This is a genomic window from Pseudomonas sp. NPDC087358, from assembly GCF_044900785.1.
In the GTDB taxonomy this organism is placed as follows: Bacteria; Pseudomonadota; Gammaproteobacteria; order Pseudomonadales; family Pseudomonadaceae; genus Aquipseudomonas.
This window is the reverse complement of sequence record NZ_JBJDOA010000006.1, coordinates 364,160-379,452: the sequence shown is the minus strand read 5'-3', so window position 1 is coordinate 379,452 and position 15,293 is coordinate 364,160. Positions and strand designations below refer to the sequence as shown.

9 protein-coding genes are annotated in these 15,293 nt (G+C 61.7%); 2 read left to right on the top strand and 7 right to left on the bottom strand.

Annotated elements, in window-relative coordinates; all coding sequences use genetic code 11:
- Positions 1-32: 32 nt before the first annotated feature.
- Positions 33-326, top strand: coding sequence for a hypothetical protein (locus tag ACI2KS_RS16905; RefSeq protein ID WP_404622128.1), 294 nt, complete (start codon positions 33-35; stop codon positions 324-326).
- Positions 327-585: 259 nt separating this feature from the next.
- On the opposite strand, the gene ACI2KS_RS16900 is transcribed toward ACI2KS_RS16905, so the two are convergent.
- Positions 586-5,508 carry an alpha-2-macroglobulin family protein gene (locus ACI2KS_RS16900; RefSeq protein WP_404622127.1) on the bottom strand — a complete coding sequence of 1,641 codons (4,923 nt, stop codon included), beginning with the start codon at positions 5,506-5,508 and terminating at the stop codon, positions 586-588.
- A 340-nt stretch (positions 5,509-5,848) separates the two neighbouring features.
- Here ACI2KS_RS16900 and ACI2KS_RS16895 point away from each other — a divergent pair, with 340 nt between their 5' ends.
- Positions 5,849-7,216 (top strand): MATE family efflux transporter, encoded by a 1,368-nt coding sequence (locus ACI2KS_RS16895; protein ID WP_404622126.1) that lies wholly within the window; start codon positions 5,849-5,851, stop codon positions 7,214-7,216.
- Positions 7,217-7,451: 235 nt separating this feature from the next.
- Here the strand turns inward: ACI2KS_RS16895 and ACI2KS_RS16890 are convergent, their stop codons facing one another.
- From ACI2KS_RS16890 to ACI2KS_RS16865, 6 genes are all read right to left on the bottom strand, one after another.
- Entirely contained in the window at positions 7,452-8,330 is an 879-nt protein-coding gene (locus ACI2KS_RS16890; RefSeq protein WP_404622125.1) for an alpha/beta hydrolase, read from the bottom strand.
- A gap of 65 nt (positions 8,331-8,395) precedes the next feature.
- Positions 8,396-9,601 carry a contractile injection system protein, VgrG/Pvc8 family gene (locus tag ACI2KS_RS16885; protein ID WP_404622124.1) on the bottom strand — a complete coding sequence of 402 codons (1,206 nt, stop codon included), beginning with the start codon at positions 9,599-9,601 and terminating at the stop codon, positions 8,396-8,398.
- Positions 9,602-10,224: 623 nt separating this feature from the next.
- Positions 10,225-12,138 (bottom strand): arginine decarboxylase, encoded by a 1,914-nt coding sequence (gene speA, locus ACI2KS_RS16880; RefSeq protein WP_404622123.1) that lies wholly within the window; start codon positions 12,136-12,138, stop codon positions 10,225-10,227.
- 184 nt (positions 12,139-12,322) lie between these two features.
- Positions 12,323-12,694, bottom strand: a complete 372-nt coding sequence (locus ACI2KS_RS16875; protein ID WP_404622122.1) for a translation initiation factor Sui1 — start codon at positions 12,692-12,694, stop codon at positions 12,323-12,325.
- Between the two features lie 195 nt (positions 12,695-12,889).
- A complete protein-coding gene (locus ACI2KS_RS16870; RefSeq protein WP_404622121.1) occupies positions 12,890-13,435 on the bottom strand; it encodes an NUDIX hydrolase in 546 nt (181 codons plus the stop codon).
- A gap of 3 nt (positions 13,436-13,438) precedes the next feature.
- Positions 13,439-14,533 carry a DUF2333 family protein gene (locus ACI2KS_RS16865; RefSeq protein ID WP_404622120.1) on the bottom strand — a complete coding sequence of 365 codons (1,095 nt, stop codon included), beginning with the start codon at positions 14,531-14,533 and terminating at the stop codon, positions 13,439-13,441.
- Positions 14,534-15,293: the final 760 nt, after the last annotated feature.

The window sequence follows — 15,293 nt, the reverse complement described above, 5'->3', positions numbered from 1 at the left end:
TTGTGTTCCATGCTCTTCATCAGGAAGCAGATATGCAGGTAGAAAGCGTTTTCGAATGGCTCGGCCAGGTAATCGGGGCCGTGATTCGCTTCATCGTCGACGGCTTAAGCTGGTTGTTCAACATGTTCACTCATGCCGGTGGCAATTTCGTCGACGGATTGTCGCGCACGCTGGGCATGGACACCTCACTGATCAGCATCGTCGCCCTGATCATCGGGCTGATGCTGCTCTTCTCGGCGATCCGCGCCTTCATGCGCGCCTCGATCATCATGGGGATCATCTGGCTGTTTCTGGGCCTGTGGCTGCTGAGCTGGATTATTCATTAAACCACTGCACAACCCCTGCAGCAGTCCGGCTCGCTGGCGGTGACGTCGTCAACATCGCTTCCGCCGGCAAGCCGTGCTGCAACAGTGCAGGCGTGTGAATACTCGATCGTTCCCACACTGCGCGTGGGAATGCATCTCCCTGACGCTGCGCGTCATCACCACAACAGACGCGCAACGGCCAGCGCGGCGTTACCACGCAGAGCGTGGGAACGATCAGAGCAGGTAAAACCGCGACCGTTCAGTGATCGCGGCGCCCCCCTCATTTCTTGCCCTTGACCACCAACTGCGCGGGCGCTTCGCCCAGGGCCTGCCAGTTGGGTCGGTACATCGACTCAACCTGCGGCGGCGGCACGCGGTAGATGCCCGGTGTCACGGCGCGGGCCAGGTACAGCAGATGCACGGTGTTGAAGCCCTGCAGGTCCACCGCCGCGACATAACGGTCGCCGCGGAACTCCTGATGCTTGAGCCCGGCGTTCTCCATCGACTCACGCCACTGTTTCACTGACTCGCTGGCGTCTTCCAGGCTGGCCGCGCTTTGCGCCAGGTTCTGGTTTTCGATCTCAAGACCCGCTGGCAACAAATCCACCACCAGCGCATCCGGCACTCGCTCCTTGGCCTTCAGCTCCAGATGCACCAGCACCAGTTCGCCGCTCTTCAACGCATTGAGGTTCAGCGCTTCACCATCCATCCCCAGGTACTCACGGCGGATGCTCAGGTTTTCGCCACCGGCCACCGGCGGCTGCGACGGGTAACCGGAAATGGTCATCTGCTGATACAGCGTGTCGCCGCCGGTGTTCTGCACGGTCAGTGGAGAGGCAAGCACCGAACTGTCCAGCTTCACGCCAGGCTGCTCGTTGCTCAGCTCGCGGTTGTTGCTGCCGCTGTTCAAGGTGGCCGCCCACTTGCCCTCTGGCTTGCCGAGCAAATCGCGTCCGGCGAGGAATAGCGAGTTGCGCTCCTGAGTCGACAGATAACGGCTGGCCGCCACCTGATCGGACAGCGCGAACAGGCGTTCCTCGACCTTGTCCTGCGCCAGTTTGTTTTCTTCGAGCAACGACAGGATCAACGCCTGATCGCGCAACGGGCTGCCATAGTCCGCCAGCCAGTCATTGGCCTTGCGACCTGCTGCAAGCCCGGCCAGCAACGCCTGATCGGCACGCGGCTTGTCGCCCATTTTTTCCAGCGCGATGGACAGTTGCACCAGCGGCAATCCGGAGCGTGCGTCGGTGCGACGATCGAACAGACTGCGCAACGCACCCAACGGCGCCTGCTGACTGCGCGACAAAACAAGCCCCGCGTAGGCCTGCACGGCGAAGCGGGTATGGTCGGCGTTTTCGCTGTAGTTGACCTCGATCTGATTGCGTTCCTGCAGATAACGCAGCAGCCGCTCGTTGGCCTTTTTCAAGGCATCCGGCGGCACCGCAAAGCCCTGATCGCGAGCGCGCAGCAGGAAGTCGGTGACATACGCCGTCAGCCAGTATTCCTCCTCGCCATCAGCGCCCCACAGGCCAAAACTGCCGTTGTAGCGCTGCATGCCCAGCAAGCGCTCGATACCCAGCTCGATCTTGCGCTTGCGCAGCGCATCGGACTCGCCCTCCAGGCCCAGACGCTTGAGGGTGGCGGCATCGGCGTAAAGCGACGGATACAGGCCGCTGGTGGTTTGCTCCAGACACCCGTAGGGGTAGGCCTTGAGCGCGCGAATCTGCTCGCCAAGGTTCAGCGGCGGTCGGCTCGAGACCGACAGCAAGGCCTCACGGCCCGCCGGTTCGAATGCATCCAGCGCGCCTTCGGGCAAGCTCCACAGCTGATCCTTGAGCACGGCGCGATATTGCCTGAGCATCGCCGGGTAAGCCGGGCGTACGCCGATGGTCCACTCGCGACTGAACGCAGGCAGGCTCTCGCCCGGCAGGTCCAGGCCGTTGACGGTGACCTTGATCACCCCCTTGCCAAAACCGCCCTGAGCCTTGACCGGAATCTGCAAGGTGGTGCGTTGACCCTGAGTGAGGGTGATCGACTTGCTGGCGTCTGCTTCGGCCAGGCTCAACTGTCCTTCAGCAGTGACTTGCACGCTGAGCTTCTGCGCCTTGCCCGACAGGTTCGAGAGGTCCAGTGCCACCTTGGTCTGGTCACCACCGGCGAGAAAGCGCGGGGCAGACAGTTCGGCGATCAGCGGGGCAGCCACCACGGTCTTGGCCTCGGCCATGCCGTAGCGCTCATCGGTCCAGGCCTGGGCCATGATCCGCAGTTCGCCGTTGAAATCCGGGATGTCGACACTGACTTGGGCATCGCCCTGCTCGTTCAGCGTCACCGGCGCGCTTTGCAGGGCGACGATGGTAACGCTGGTTTCCGGACGCTTGCCGCCCTTGGCCAGCGCTGCGTCACCGCCAAACGCCAGGCTGGCCAGACGGTTGCGCCCCGCTTCGATCAACTGACCATAAATGTCGAGCTGATCGGCGCCGTATTCCTTGCGCCCGAACAGGCTGGCGAAAGGGTCAGGCGTGGCGTATTCGGTGATGTTCAGAATGCCGACATCGACGGCCGCGACCAGTACATGCACGTCTTTGGGAATCGAGCCGTCTGCATTCTTCGCGTTGACCTTGAGCGTCAGTGGCTGCTTGGGTCGCATCTTCTCCGGCGCCGTCACGGTCAGCGCCAGCTTGCGTTGCGATCGGTCCAGCGGCAGGTGCAGCACGCCCACGGCACGCTTGGGCGTGACATTGGCCTTGCGCTCGCCCGGACGAATCACCAGCGCGCTGACGTACAGATCGTGGCGTGCCCACTTCTTGTCCATGGGGATGTCGAACGACTTGCCCTCGGCCGGGACATCGATCTCCTGCCACCACAACGGGCCTTCGCTGGACTCCACCAGCAGATAACCCTTGCCGGCAGACGGCGGCGTGACGGTGACCCTGGCCGTGTCGCCATCGCTGTAGGCCGGTTTATCCAGCGCCAGTTTGACTTGGTCGGGACGCACCGCGCCGCCTTCGGCGTTATCCTGCCAGCGGTAGCCGGCCCAGAAACGCACGCTACTGATCAGACCGGTCGCCGGGTCTTCCACTTCGACGCGATACGGACCCCACTCCACCGCAAAGCTGATCTTCGCGGTGGAGTCCTTTTTCACGCTGAGGGTTTCTTCGGACAGGTTGAGGAATTTCTCGTTGTAGTGATAACTCCAGCCATCGCTGTCAGAGTAATTCCAGTAGTAGTCGCGACGCTCACGGACCAGCCGCACTTTGAGATTGTCGGCGGCGAGTTTGTGACCCTGGGCGTCGGCCATCAGTACTTCAAACTCCACCGGGCCGTCGCCGTCAGTGGCTTCGCCGTCGAACAGGCCGCGCAGGCCAGGCATGCTTTCAGCGGGCCAGACCGGTTGCGTCAGACGACGGGTGATCGGCCGTCCCCCAGACTCTTGCAGGCTGGCTTGCAGCACCAACTCCAGCGGTGAACGAGCCTTGGCCCACTGGCTGTCGATACTCAGGTCCAGCTGACCATTGGCATCCAGGGTGCTGTCTTCGATTTCCAGATCCTGCTTGAGGTCTTCTTCCGTGACCGAGCCAAACTGATAACCCGGCAACGCCGGCACCGCCTCACGCAACGGGCGCACATACAGCTGGCCGGTCAGGCGATTGCCCGAAGCGGGGGCGCCATAGAGGTAGCGACCGGTGATACCGATGTCGAACGGCGCATCGGGGGCCAGCGGCGTTTCGCTGCCTTTGAGCTCCAGCGCCATGCGCTCGGGGAGGAAGTCCTCGACCTGAAACTCGTACAACTGCGGCTTGCCGTCGCCCAGGTCGAAGACCAGCTGCCAACGACCGGTCGGTGCTTCGTCCGACAGTTGCAGCTGGTATTGGTAAAGCCCGGTTGCGTCGGCGTCCCACACAAACTTGCGACTGACCTGCTCATCCGGACGGCGAACTTCAACGGTGATCGGCTGAGGTTTCACACTCTTGCCATCGTTGTCGCGCAGCAGACCGTTGAGCAGCACGAGTTCGCCCGGGCGATACAGATCGCGCGGCCCGAAGATGAAGAACTGCAGCGGATGCGCCTGCGGGCCGGTGATGTCGAACTCCGCCAGGTCCAGTGCCGCGCTGTTCAGACGCAGCAGGCTGGTCTGTTCGCCCTGATGCGCCAGCAGCACCTGGGCCTTGGCCGGCAGCGGCAGTTCGGCGTGACCGGCGTTGTCGGTCTTGCCCTGGCCGACCACCCGGCCCTTGTCGTCGTACAGTTCAACGTCAACGCCGTTGAGCGCCTTGCCACCCTCAAGCGCCTGGGTGAACACATCCAGGCGATTGGCGTAGCGGTGCGCCGACAAGCCGATGTCGCTGAGGGTGAACAATGTCGCCGGCTGCGAATAGTTATAGGTGCCCGAGGCGCGCATCACCGCCAGATACACCCCTGGCTGCTGCAGTTGCTTGAGCCCGGCGATGGGCAGCAGCACGGTTTCGCGGGTGTTGCGCGCAGGGTTCAGGTCGAAACGCCCGCCATAGACCAGATCGGCCATGGGCAGCAGCTCTTTGGACTCATAACTTTGCAGGCTGGACGAGCCTTCCCACGAGCTGAGGAAGGCCGGCAATGAGTCGGGCTTGATGCGGAAAAACTCGACATCGACCTTGTCGACGTTCAACGCGATCACCGGCAGACCTTCGGCCAGGCGAGTCGGCAGCAGACTGCCGCGGCTGGCGAAACCGACCGTGGCTTGCAGATCGGAAGTCTCCAGACGCGCCGAGTACTCGGCCGCCAGGGTGTTGCTATTGACGGCCACCAGGCCCGGATCGATGGTCAGCACCAGCTTGCGCTTGGGTTCCAGGTGGCGCAGGCGCAGCTCCATGAGATTGTCCGACAGCTCCCATGCGCCATCGACCTTGCCATCCTTGCTGTCCACCAGATGCACCTTCTCGGCGAATTTCTGGTCCGGGTTCAACGGCACGGAAAAACTCAGCGACAGCGTACTGGCGCCGTCGAGCTGGACTTCCGAGACATCGACCACGGTCAGTTCACGCCCGGCGTAGCGCTTGCTCAACGCCGGAAGGTCGACGGCGGGTCCGGGTTTGGCCGCGTCTACGACCGCAGCTTGTGGTGCGGAGGGCTGTGCCGGGGCAGGAGCGGGTTTGTCGGACGTGGAGGAATCACAGGCACTGAGCAGTACCAGCGCGCAAGCCAGGAACAATCCTTTGTTAAGCATGAGGCACTCAATTGGCGGCAGTTGTTATGAGGAGCAGCAGTTATAGCACCGCAATCGGGATCGTAAAGCGCGGCGGCGCAATAGACTCTGGGTTTGTGCGTTTGTTCGCAGAGGGGTTGGGGCCTACCCAAGTCGACCCGTACCCAAGACCTGTAGGAGTGAGCTTGCTCGCGATGGGTCAGGCCTGCGTCTGTGGCGTTGGCGTTGGCGTTGGCGTTGGCGTTGGCGTTGGCTGACACACCATAATCGCGAGCAAGCTCACTCCTACAGTCGACCTGCACTGAACCGCCCATATCGCTACAATGCCGCCCTCTCCTTGCCTTCCATCCGCCGAGCGTTCATGTCCAACTTTCTTACCGACTGGCGCCAGCGCGCGACTCATCGACAGGTGTGGGCGCTGGCCGCGCCGATGATTTTGTCGAACATCTCGGTACCGCTGGTTTCATTGGTGGACAGCACGGTGATCGGTCACCTGCCCCACGCGCATCAGCTGGGCGCGGTGGCCGTAGGTGGGACGCTGTACAGTTTTCTGGCCTGGGCGATGAGCTTCCTGCGCATGGGTACCACGGGGTTCGCGGCGCAGGCGGCGGGCCGCAACGATGGCGCCGCGTTGCGTCAGGTGTTGCTGCAAGGTTTGCTGCTGGCGATGGGTTTTGCTGTATTGCTGGGTTTGATCGGCTTGCCCTTCCAGCATCTGGCCCTGCAGATGATGCAACCCTCGCCGGACCTCAGTGACCTGACGCGCGACTTCTTCCATACCCGACTGTTCGGGCTGCCGGCAGCCTTGGCCAGCTATGCGTTGGTCGGCTGGTTCCTGGGCCTGCAAAACGCACGGGCGCCCCTGGCGATTCTGCTGACCACCAACCTGCTCAACATCGCCCTGAACCTGTGGTTCGTCATGGGCCTGGACTGGGGCGTGGTCGGCAGCGCAAGGGCCTCGGTGGTCGCTGAATGGACCGGCGCGTTGCTCGGGCTGGCCCTGACCCACAAAGGGCTGCGCGATTACCCTGGGCACCTGCTATTGGCCACCCTCAGGCGCTGGGCCAACTGGCGACCCTTGCTGGCGGTCAATCGCGATATTTTCATTCGCAGTCTGGTGCTGCAGTCGGCGTTCTTTCTGATCACGGTGCAAGGCGCGCGCCTGGGCGACGCCACGGTGGCGGCCAACGCTTTGCTGCTCAACGGTTTGCTGCTCACCGCCCATGCACTGGACGGGCTGGCCCATGCGGTGGAGGCGCTGTGCGGACACGCCATCGGCGCACGCGACCGAGAGGCGCTGCGGCGCTCGCTGAATGTTGCCGGTGGCTGGTCACTGATCTGCGGCGTGGCGTTTGCGGTGCTGTTTCTGTTCGCCGGGCACCTGTTTGTGCAGATGCAGACCGACATCGAGCCGGTTCGCCAGATTGCCTTCATCTACCTGCCGTACCTGGCGCTATTGCCGCTGGTGGCGGTCTGGAGCTACCTGCTCGACGGCTTGTTCATCGGCGCGACACGCGGACGTGAAATGCGCAACGCGATGCTCCTGACTGCCATCATCACGCTGCCCTTCGCCTGGTTGGCCAGCTCCTTCGGCAACCATGGCCTGTGGCTGGTGTTCCTGCTGTTCATGGCACTGCGGGCGGTGACACTGGGGTTTATCGCCCGGCGGCTGAATCGCAGTGGTGGATGGTTTCAGCAGGACCCCGATGGACTCACGAAGGAAAAGTAGCCGCTTTGATTCTGCCCGAAGGGCGCCCTGCGGGCCGAAGCAGTATGGAGACCGGCGACTGCTGTTGATTCTGCCCGAAGGGCGTGGGAGCGTGGCTTGTCCCGCGATCTGGCGCGCAGCGCCAGCAAACCAGCCACCTCGGCCGTGTCAGACAGACGAGGCAAACCGGATTTGTTGGCGGTGCCAGGCAAATTGCTAGCAAGCCAGGCTCCCACGCCCTGCGGACCGGAGCGACTTATCCGCCACTGGCAGCCGCGACGTGCACCTGATCCTGCGCATGGATGAAGTTGGCGACCTCATCCAGCACCGGCGCCAGGCTGCGCATGGGCCTGGAGAACGCAGCCACCAGGGTTGCGTGGCCGGGTCTGGCGAAATACAGCTCTCGTACCGACACGCCTTGCTCTCTCAGACGTTTGGCCATGCCGCCGGTGTTGCGCGCCGGGTTGACCAGCGAGTCGTCCTTCGCCGCGATCAGCAAAGCCGGCGGAGATGCAGCACTGACGTGGTTGATTGGCTGGGAATCAGGAGGTGAATCAGGGAAGAAAAACACCGGTTTGACGTCCGGGTTTTCAATGGGCAGGAAATCATAAGGCCCGGCCAGACCGATCCAACCCTTGAGCATCGATGGTTTCATGCCCACGACCGCCAGCCACTTGGGGTCCAGCGCCAGCATTGCCGCGTTGTACCCGCCAGCGCTGTGACCCATCACGTAAAGCTTGTCTGGATCGCCGCCATACTGACGAATGTGCTCGCGGGTCCAGCCCACCGCTTGCGCGCTGTCTTGCAGAAAGCCCTGGTAATGCACCTGCGGATAAAGCCGATAGTCCGCCAGCACGGCGACGATGCCCCGAGAGGCCAGCGCTTCACCGACAAAGCTGTAGTCAGTGCGCGAGCCGGTATTCCAGCTGCCACCATAAAAGAACACCACAACCGGGGCATTTTTGCCGCCATCGACGGGGGTGTAGACGTCCAGTTCGTTGCGCGGATCGCTGCCGTAGCGCAGGTCCGACACCCTGTTGAAAGTGCCACCCGGCGTGAAGGCGTTGAGCACCTTGAGCGGTGAACAACCCATCAACAGGCTCAGCAACGCGCCTACAAAAAATGCCTTGATCATCGTTCACCCTGCCTGTTTACGGTCAGAACAGTCATGGCCGCTTAGCCTTACGACTGCGCACCCGATCAATAGTTAGGGTCAGCATTACCGGGGCGTCGCCCTGCGTCCCTGCCATCGGCCTGGGCAATGGAGGTCAGCATGATCTTCAAACCGCTCAACGAGATGCTCCGCGAGTCGATCGTCACCCGACTGTCCCCCACCCTGAAATGCAGGTCGTTGTTTCGCGTCAGGCGCACGACGAACTGATCATCAACCACAAATTGTTGCGACTGATCCAGAAACAGGGCGGTGTCGATACGAGTGGTCAGCACCTTGCGCGGGGTGACCACGCTTTCGGCTTGCGGGTTGATGTCCGGGTCCGCCAGGCGATCAATGATGTAAGGGGCATTGGGATTGCCATCGCGAAAGCTCACCACCACTTCCATGCCACCCCACCACAGCTCGTCACCCTGCAGCAGCGTTGGATCAACCGGTATCCAGCAGTCGTTGAAGCGCGCACCGTCCCCCTGATTGCCCCAGTCGAAACGCACCTTGAGTCGCCCCTTGGCGTCGAGCCTGAGGGTTTCGAACAGCCCGCCGACCAGGCAACCGCGCTGCAGGCTCAGGCGCCTGGCCGGCGAGCCTGTTTTACCCAAGGCATCGTCCCCATGCTCAGTGGTTTCACCGGGCGCCAACTCCATGGCCGATGCCTGCGGTCTGTCGGTGAACACCACGACGTGCCGACTGCGCGCATGCAGGAAGTAATAATGGATGTTTTCTTCCTCGCACAAGCGCTGCAGCAGCTGCAGATCGGTCTCGCCATACTGGGCGCAGTAATCGCGTTCCACACAGGGTTTCTGACGCTGCCAGAGGTAAGCGGCGTCGTCCATACCGTGCTCGCTCAGCAACTGGACGATGATCTGCCGGGCATCGATGTCCTGGAACACTCGCCGGTTTTGCCGATAGGCCATCAACCCCAGACGCGGCCCCAGGGTGATGAGGTAGCGCGCGGGCGCGGCTTGCGGCAACCGCTGGGAAACAGCCTCGGTGGTACTGCGCACGATGCTCTGGATTTGCCCGTGAATGCCTTGGGCCGCGCCGTTCGCATGCAGCCAGGCAGTACCGAACAACAGTTCATGGGCATCGAGCCCGCCATCCGCGCTGACGATCTCCAGTTCGAAGCAATACGGCTGATTGACGGGCTCGTCACCTTTGCAGCTCAACACCTCGAAAGAGCCTCTGGGGCGGCTGATATCCAAGCGCAGATGTGCGGCGTTGGCGAGCGGGTGCATGGCGCGGGTAACCTCGGCAGTCAGTATCGAACGGCCGGAGATTCTGGCGCAGAAGGTAGGCGAAGTAGAGGGGGTCAATGCAGATCAGGAAATGACCTACAGCCGTGGACGGAAGCCTGGGAGGGATGTGTAGGAGAGCAGTGGATAAACGCCTGGAGCAAGGCTGGCCCACCACACTGTGGGAGATTCTATGGTTTCAAACAAGCTCCTCAAGCAGCTTTGGACTATTGCGCCGCCTGCTTTTGATTCTGGCCGCAGGCCGTGGGAGCCGCCGGGGTGGCGCTCCACCTTGCCAGCGATCTGCCGGGCACCGGCAGTAGAGTCAGACGGCGCGGTGGGTCAGGTGCATAGCATTCACAGGGTTTGCTGGCGCTTCGCGCCAGATCGTCGGCAAGCCAACTCCCACGCCCTCCGGGCAGAAGCGGGTGAACATCTGACGGCCGCGCGCAGAAGCAATCGACCCCTGTTGCGCCGCCTGCTCTTGATTCCGGCCGAAGGCCGTGGGAGCCGGCTTGCTGGCGAATGTGCCGGGACAGTCGACATCCATGTGTCTGACCCGACGTATCCGCCAGCAAGCCGGCTGCTACAGGTTTTGCGTCATGTCTGACGGATCGGCGTATCCCTTATGACGACAGATACGAAGACCGCGTCAGGCCCAGGCGCAGTGCATCCAGATACTGGGTACGCTCGCGCGGGGTGATCCTGGCGCTGGCTACCTTGTCGCGGTAATGGGTCATCAGCTCTTCCGGCGACAGGTGCACGTAGCGCAGCATGTCCTCGATGGTGTCGTGGGTTTCGATCCCGGCCGAGTAGGCGCTGCCGTCCTGGTTCTGGTAGATATTCACCGAGTCGGTATCGCCGAACAGGTTGTGCATGTCGCCGAGAATTTCCTGGTAGGCACCGACCAAAAACACGCCCAGCAGATAATCCTCGCCTTCGTTCAGCGCGTGAACCGGCAGGCTGGTCTCGATGCTCTGCTCGTCGACGTACTGGTTGATCTTGCCGTCGGAGTCGCAGGTCAGGTCCTGCAACACGGCGCGACGCATCGGCTCTTCGTCCAGACGATGCAACGGAATGATCGGCAGCACCTGATCGATGGCCCAGGTATCCGGCAGGCTCTGGAACACCGAGAAGTTGCAGATGTACTTGTCGGCCAGTTTGTCGTTGAGTTCGTCCAGCACCTGACGGTGCGAACGCTGACGCGCCTTGAGCGAGTTATGCAGGCGACGGCAGACCGCGAAGTAGCACTGTTCGCCCAGGGCCTTTTGCGCCAGGGTGATTTTGCCGTCCGAGTACTGCGTGGCGATGTCGCTCATGTAGTGCGTGGCGCGCCAGTAAGTCTCGGTGACCATCTCGATGTCGGTCGGGCCTAGCAGGTCGACCAGCCACTGCAGGGTTTCCGGGAGGCTTTCCTTGTCTTCGATGACCGGCACTTCGTCATTGTGACGCTCGACGTCGGTGACCTGGATGACCAGCATCGCATGGTGCGCGGTCAGCGAACGGCCGCTTTCGGAAAAGATGTGCGGATGCGGCAGGTTCTGCGCGTCGCAGAACTCCTTGAGCATGCCCACGACCACGCCGGCATAGTCATCCATGTCGTAGTTGATCGAGCTTGCATTGCGAGAATGGGTGCCGTCGTAATCGACGCCCAGGCCACCACCGACGTCGATATGATCGACCGGCAGACCGAGGTTGCGCAGTTCGCCGTAGTAGCGAATGGCTTCCTTGAACCCGTGCTGGTAGTCGGCCAGGTTGGCGATCTGCGAACCCATGTGAAAGTGCAGCAGGCGAATGCCCTGATCGAGCCCTGCCTGGGTGAAACGCTCGACCACCGACAGCAGCTGCGCAGCGGACAGACCGAATTTGGACTTCTCGCCACCGGTATCGGCCCACTTGCTGGAGGCCAGCGAGGACAGACGCACGCGCAGGCCAACCTGTGGGGCGACCTTGAGCTCGGCCGCTTCTTCGATCACCAGGGCAACTTCGGACTCTTTCTCGATGACGATGAAAACGTTGTGGCCCAGTTTCTGCCCCATCAGCGCCAGACGAATGAACTCACGGTCCTTGTAGCCGTTGCAGACGATAGTGCCGCCCTTGGGCGCCAGCGCCAGCACGGCCATCAGCTCCGGCTTGGAGCCCGCTTCCAGGCCGATCGAAACGTTTTGCGTGGCGATGATGTTCTCCACCACCGCTTCCTGCTGGTTGACCTTGATCGGGTACAACGCGGTGTATTTGCTCTGGTATTCCAGACGCGCGATGTTTTCGTCGAACGCACCGGTCAACTGACGCACCCGGTCCTGCAGGATATCGGGGAAACGCACCAGCAATGGCAGGGACAAACCGCTCTTGCGCAGTTGTTCTACCTGCTCGTAGAGGTCGATGGGCGAACTGCTCGGCCCATTGGGGCGAACTTCAACACGGCCGGCTTCGTTGATTGCAAAATAACCAGCCCCCCAATGGCGAATCCCATAGACACTGCGGCTGTCCGCCACGGTCCATTGGCTGCCATCGTCTTTGCGTGTGCGTCGTACGGACATCGAAGTCCCCTGTATAAAAGTCAGAAAGCCCCGGCCTGACCGGCTGGGCGCAGTGTATAGAGTGGAAATGACGGTTTGGCGCCGGCTCGTTATGGGGCAATAGACCCGATAGACCCACCAGAGTTTGCTCTGATGACCAGTACCCGACCGACCGCCGGCCCCGCGGCGCGCTGAAGAGGACGGCTCAACCGCCCGACTTTTTCGCCTTGAAGCCCTGTTTGAGCAGTTCTGCCAGCAGTGTCTGGACGTGATCGCCCTGAATCTCGATCACCCCATCCTTGAGCGCACCACCGGTCCCGCAGCGACGTTTGAGCGTAGTCGCCAGTTCCTTGAGCGCATCTTCAGGCAAGGGAACGCCGGTCACGGTGGTCACGGTCTTGCCGCCACGACCTTTGCTTTCACGGCGCACGCGGGCGATGCCATCACCTTCGGGGATAACGGATGTCTTGCAGGTACAGGCATCGACCGGCTGACGGCAGTCGGGACAGTGCCGTCCAGCATCGGTCGAAAATACCAGGCCACCCAGGGCGGCGAAGGATGCGGCTTTCTTGGCCACCGGCAATCCTCTCTTGAGGAGCGAAGTCTGATCGGGCAGCAGGGTTAAAAAACGTCTTAATCCGTCTGCGGAGCCGACCGCGAAGCCCCACTCAGGCAGGGGCAGCGCTACTGGGCCGCGATGGCGGTCCAGCTTGAAAAGGTCGCGCAGTGTAACGGCAAAAAGCGCAGATGCTAAGTGCAAATATGCGCCAATTTACGGGACATTTGCGACGCCGCCCAAATAGCGCTTCAACGCTGCCAGAGAGTCCGGGCAATAAGGCTTTTCGCCGGTTTCACGGAGCACTTGGTCGATGGCGATGAAGCGTGCCTCGAGCACCTCTTCAGGCTGCAGTTTCAATGGCCCGTCCCAGACCGCGGAAAATACCGCGCACCACAGCCTGTTGTCTGGCTGATCGAAGAAAAACTGCTCGTGCGCGGTGAGCTCGACACCCGCCACGCCAAGTTCTTCTTCAAGCTCGCGCGCGGCCGACTCCACGTAGCTTTCATCAGCCTGCACCATGCCACCGGCGGCAACGTCCCAGTAGCCAGGATAGATTGCCTTGCTCAAGGTGCGCCGATGCACGCACAGCTCCCCGGCCGAGTTGAACAACAGGATATAGGTGCCACGACCGATCAGACCGCGCTCACGCAGTTGCGCACGCGGCAAGGAGCCGAGCAGTTGGTCCTGACGATCGACCCAGGCAATCAGTTCGGCGTCGGAAGCCGCACGGTGGGCGGCTTCGTGTTCAGAAACGGACACCGATCAGCCCTGAGACAGCAATTGGCGAAGATCAATGACGGCCGCATTGGCACGCGACAGGTAGTTGGCCATGACCAACGAGTGGTTGGCGAACACGCCGAACGGGCTGCCATTGAGAATCACCGGACTCCACATCGGTTCCTGCGAGGCCTCAAGCTCACGGATGATCTGACGTACGCTCACCGTGGCGTTCTTCTTGGCCAGCACGTCGGCGAAGTCGACCTCGATGGCACGCAGCAGATGCGACAGTGCCCAGGCCTGACCGCGGGCCTCATAGAACACGTTGTCGATCTGCATCCACGGGGTTTCAACGATCTCTTCGTCAACCTGCGGCACTTCACCCGGCTTCACGGTCACGGTGGACTGCGCTTCGGTTTTCAGCGTGCTGTTGAGTTTGACCCGACCGACGCTGGCCGACAGGCGTTGCGACAACGAGCCCAGACGGGTCCCGACATCACCCAGCCAGTTGTTCAGGTTGTCGGCGCGGGTGTAGAACAGCGCGCCTTTCTGGTTCGGGTCGGACAAGCGTGCCTGATAACGGCTCAGGGCAGCGATGCCATCTCGGTACTGGGATTCGCTGGAGGGCAGGATCCAGCTCTTGTTATCAAAATTGAACAACGGCTCGGCGCGTGCCAGATCGCCGTCTTCGGCCGACTGCGATTGCGAACGGGCGAAATCCTTGCGCAAGGCGCGGCTCAAGTCGCGGACCTGGACCAGCACGCCGTACTCCCAGCTTGGCGTGTTATCCAGCCACAGGCCAGGCGGGAAACGGTCATTGGAAATATAGCCGCCGGGCTTGTCGAGCAGGGTCGATGCGACGGTCTTGAGGGTTTCGACGGTGGTGTAACCGATCACCATCTGCTTGCCTTCGCGCTCGGCGGCGGCCTGGGCCTGCTGCTGAACCGGAAACAGGGGAGGCTCACTGCTCCACCAGACGCCAAGCACTACGGTGACGATCAGATAGAGACCGACCACCGCAGCCACCGCACGGCTGAAAAACAGGCCGCCCCAATAGCCACGCGGGGCCTTGCCCAGTGGCTTCTCGTCAACACGCTCACCCCCGCCCGCAGTGCCCGAGCGCTTCTTCCAATCCAGCATGGCCTAGTCCTTTCAATCACGGAATTCAGTGCTTCTGACCGCAACCTTACAGCAAGGTGCGTTTGGCAGGAACGTGAAGGATGGCTCAAATGCGTAATCCACAGGTCCCTGTGCGTCATGCGCGCACCATGCTTACTCATCGGGACCAACCTGACGTTGCAGCAGGACCGGATTGCACTTTTGGGATCGTGCCCACGCTCCGCGTGGGCATGCAGCCCGTGACGCTCTGCGTCACCCAACAGGCGACGCAGAGCGTCTGGCGAGGTGCTACCACGCGGAGCGCGAGAGCGATCGAGCACTGGTCATCCTGGCTCGTAAGCTCGCCCGTGTCGCATTCGCCCTGATGAAGAATCAGGACAAACACGTCAGCAAACGGCCGGACTGTGTTTGCGGTCAACCATGGAATGTCGCACTCCCTTCGGACACAAAGCGGATCTGCGGCCAGTCAGCAATGCATCATCCGGTTACATCAAATCCAGAAAAACCCTACATGTGTCGGATTGAGCCGCAGGGTCGATGCCCGGATAATCCGTCCCCGAGCCTAAGAACTCAGTAAAGCGTCACCCGCCACGATAGAAATACAGCGGTACTCTTGCGCCTGCGACAAACGTCAGTTTTCGCAGGCGCGATACACTTCTGCACGTCTGTCATGTCGGGAGTCGGCTAATACAAGACCCTCCGGGGGAATATGTCGGCACTTCTTTACGGTGTTCTTAGCTCCCGACGCCCTCATTCCGAGGGCTGAGCAAGGACAGGTGCC

Bases quoted from the DNA above. Each gene is read 5' to 3' on its own strand.
- ACI2KS_RS16890 (WP_404622125.1), bottom strand. From the start codon at position 8,330: ATGATCAAGGCATTTTTTGTAGGCGCGTTGCTGAGCCTGTTGATGGGT.
- ACI2KS_RS16895 (WP_404622126.1), top strand. From the start codon at position 5,849: ATGTCCAACTTTCTTACCGACTGGCGCCAGCGCGCGACTCATCGACAG.
- ACI2KS_RS16885 (WP_404622124.1), bottom strand. From the start codon at position 9,601: ATGCACCCGCTCGCCAACGCCGCACATCTGCGCTTGGATATCAGCCGC.
- ACI2KS_RS16865 (WP_404622120.1), bottom strand. From the start codon at position 14,533: ATGCTGGATTGGAAGAAGCGCTCGGGCACTGCGGGCGGGGGTGAGCGT.
- speA (WP_404622123.1), bottom strand. From the start codon at position 12,138: ATGTCCGTACGACGCACACGCAAAGACGATGGCAGCCAATGGACCGTG.
- ACI2KS_RS16905 (WP_404622128.1), top strand. From the start codon at position 33: ATGCAGGTAGAAAGCGTTTTCGAATGGCTCGGCCAGGTAATCGGGGCC.
- ACI2KS_RS16900 (WP_404622127.1), bottom strand. From the start codon at position 5,508: ATGCTTAACAAAGGATTGTTCCTGGCTTGCGCGCTGGTACTGCTCAGT.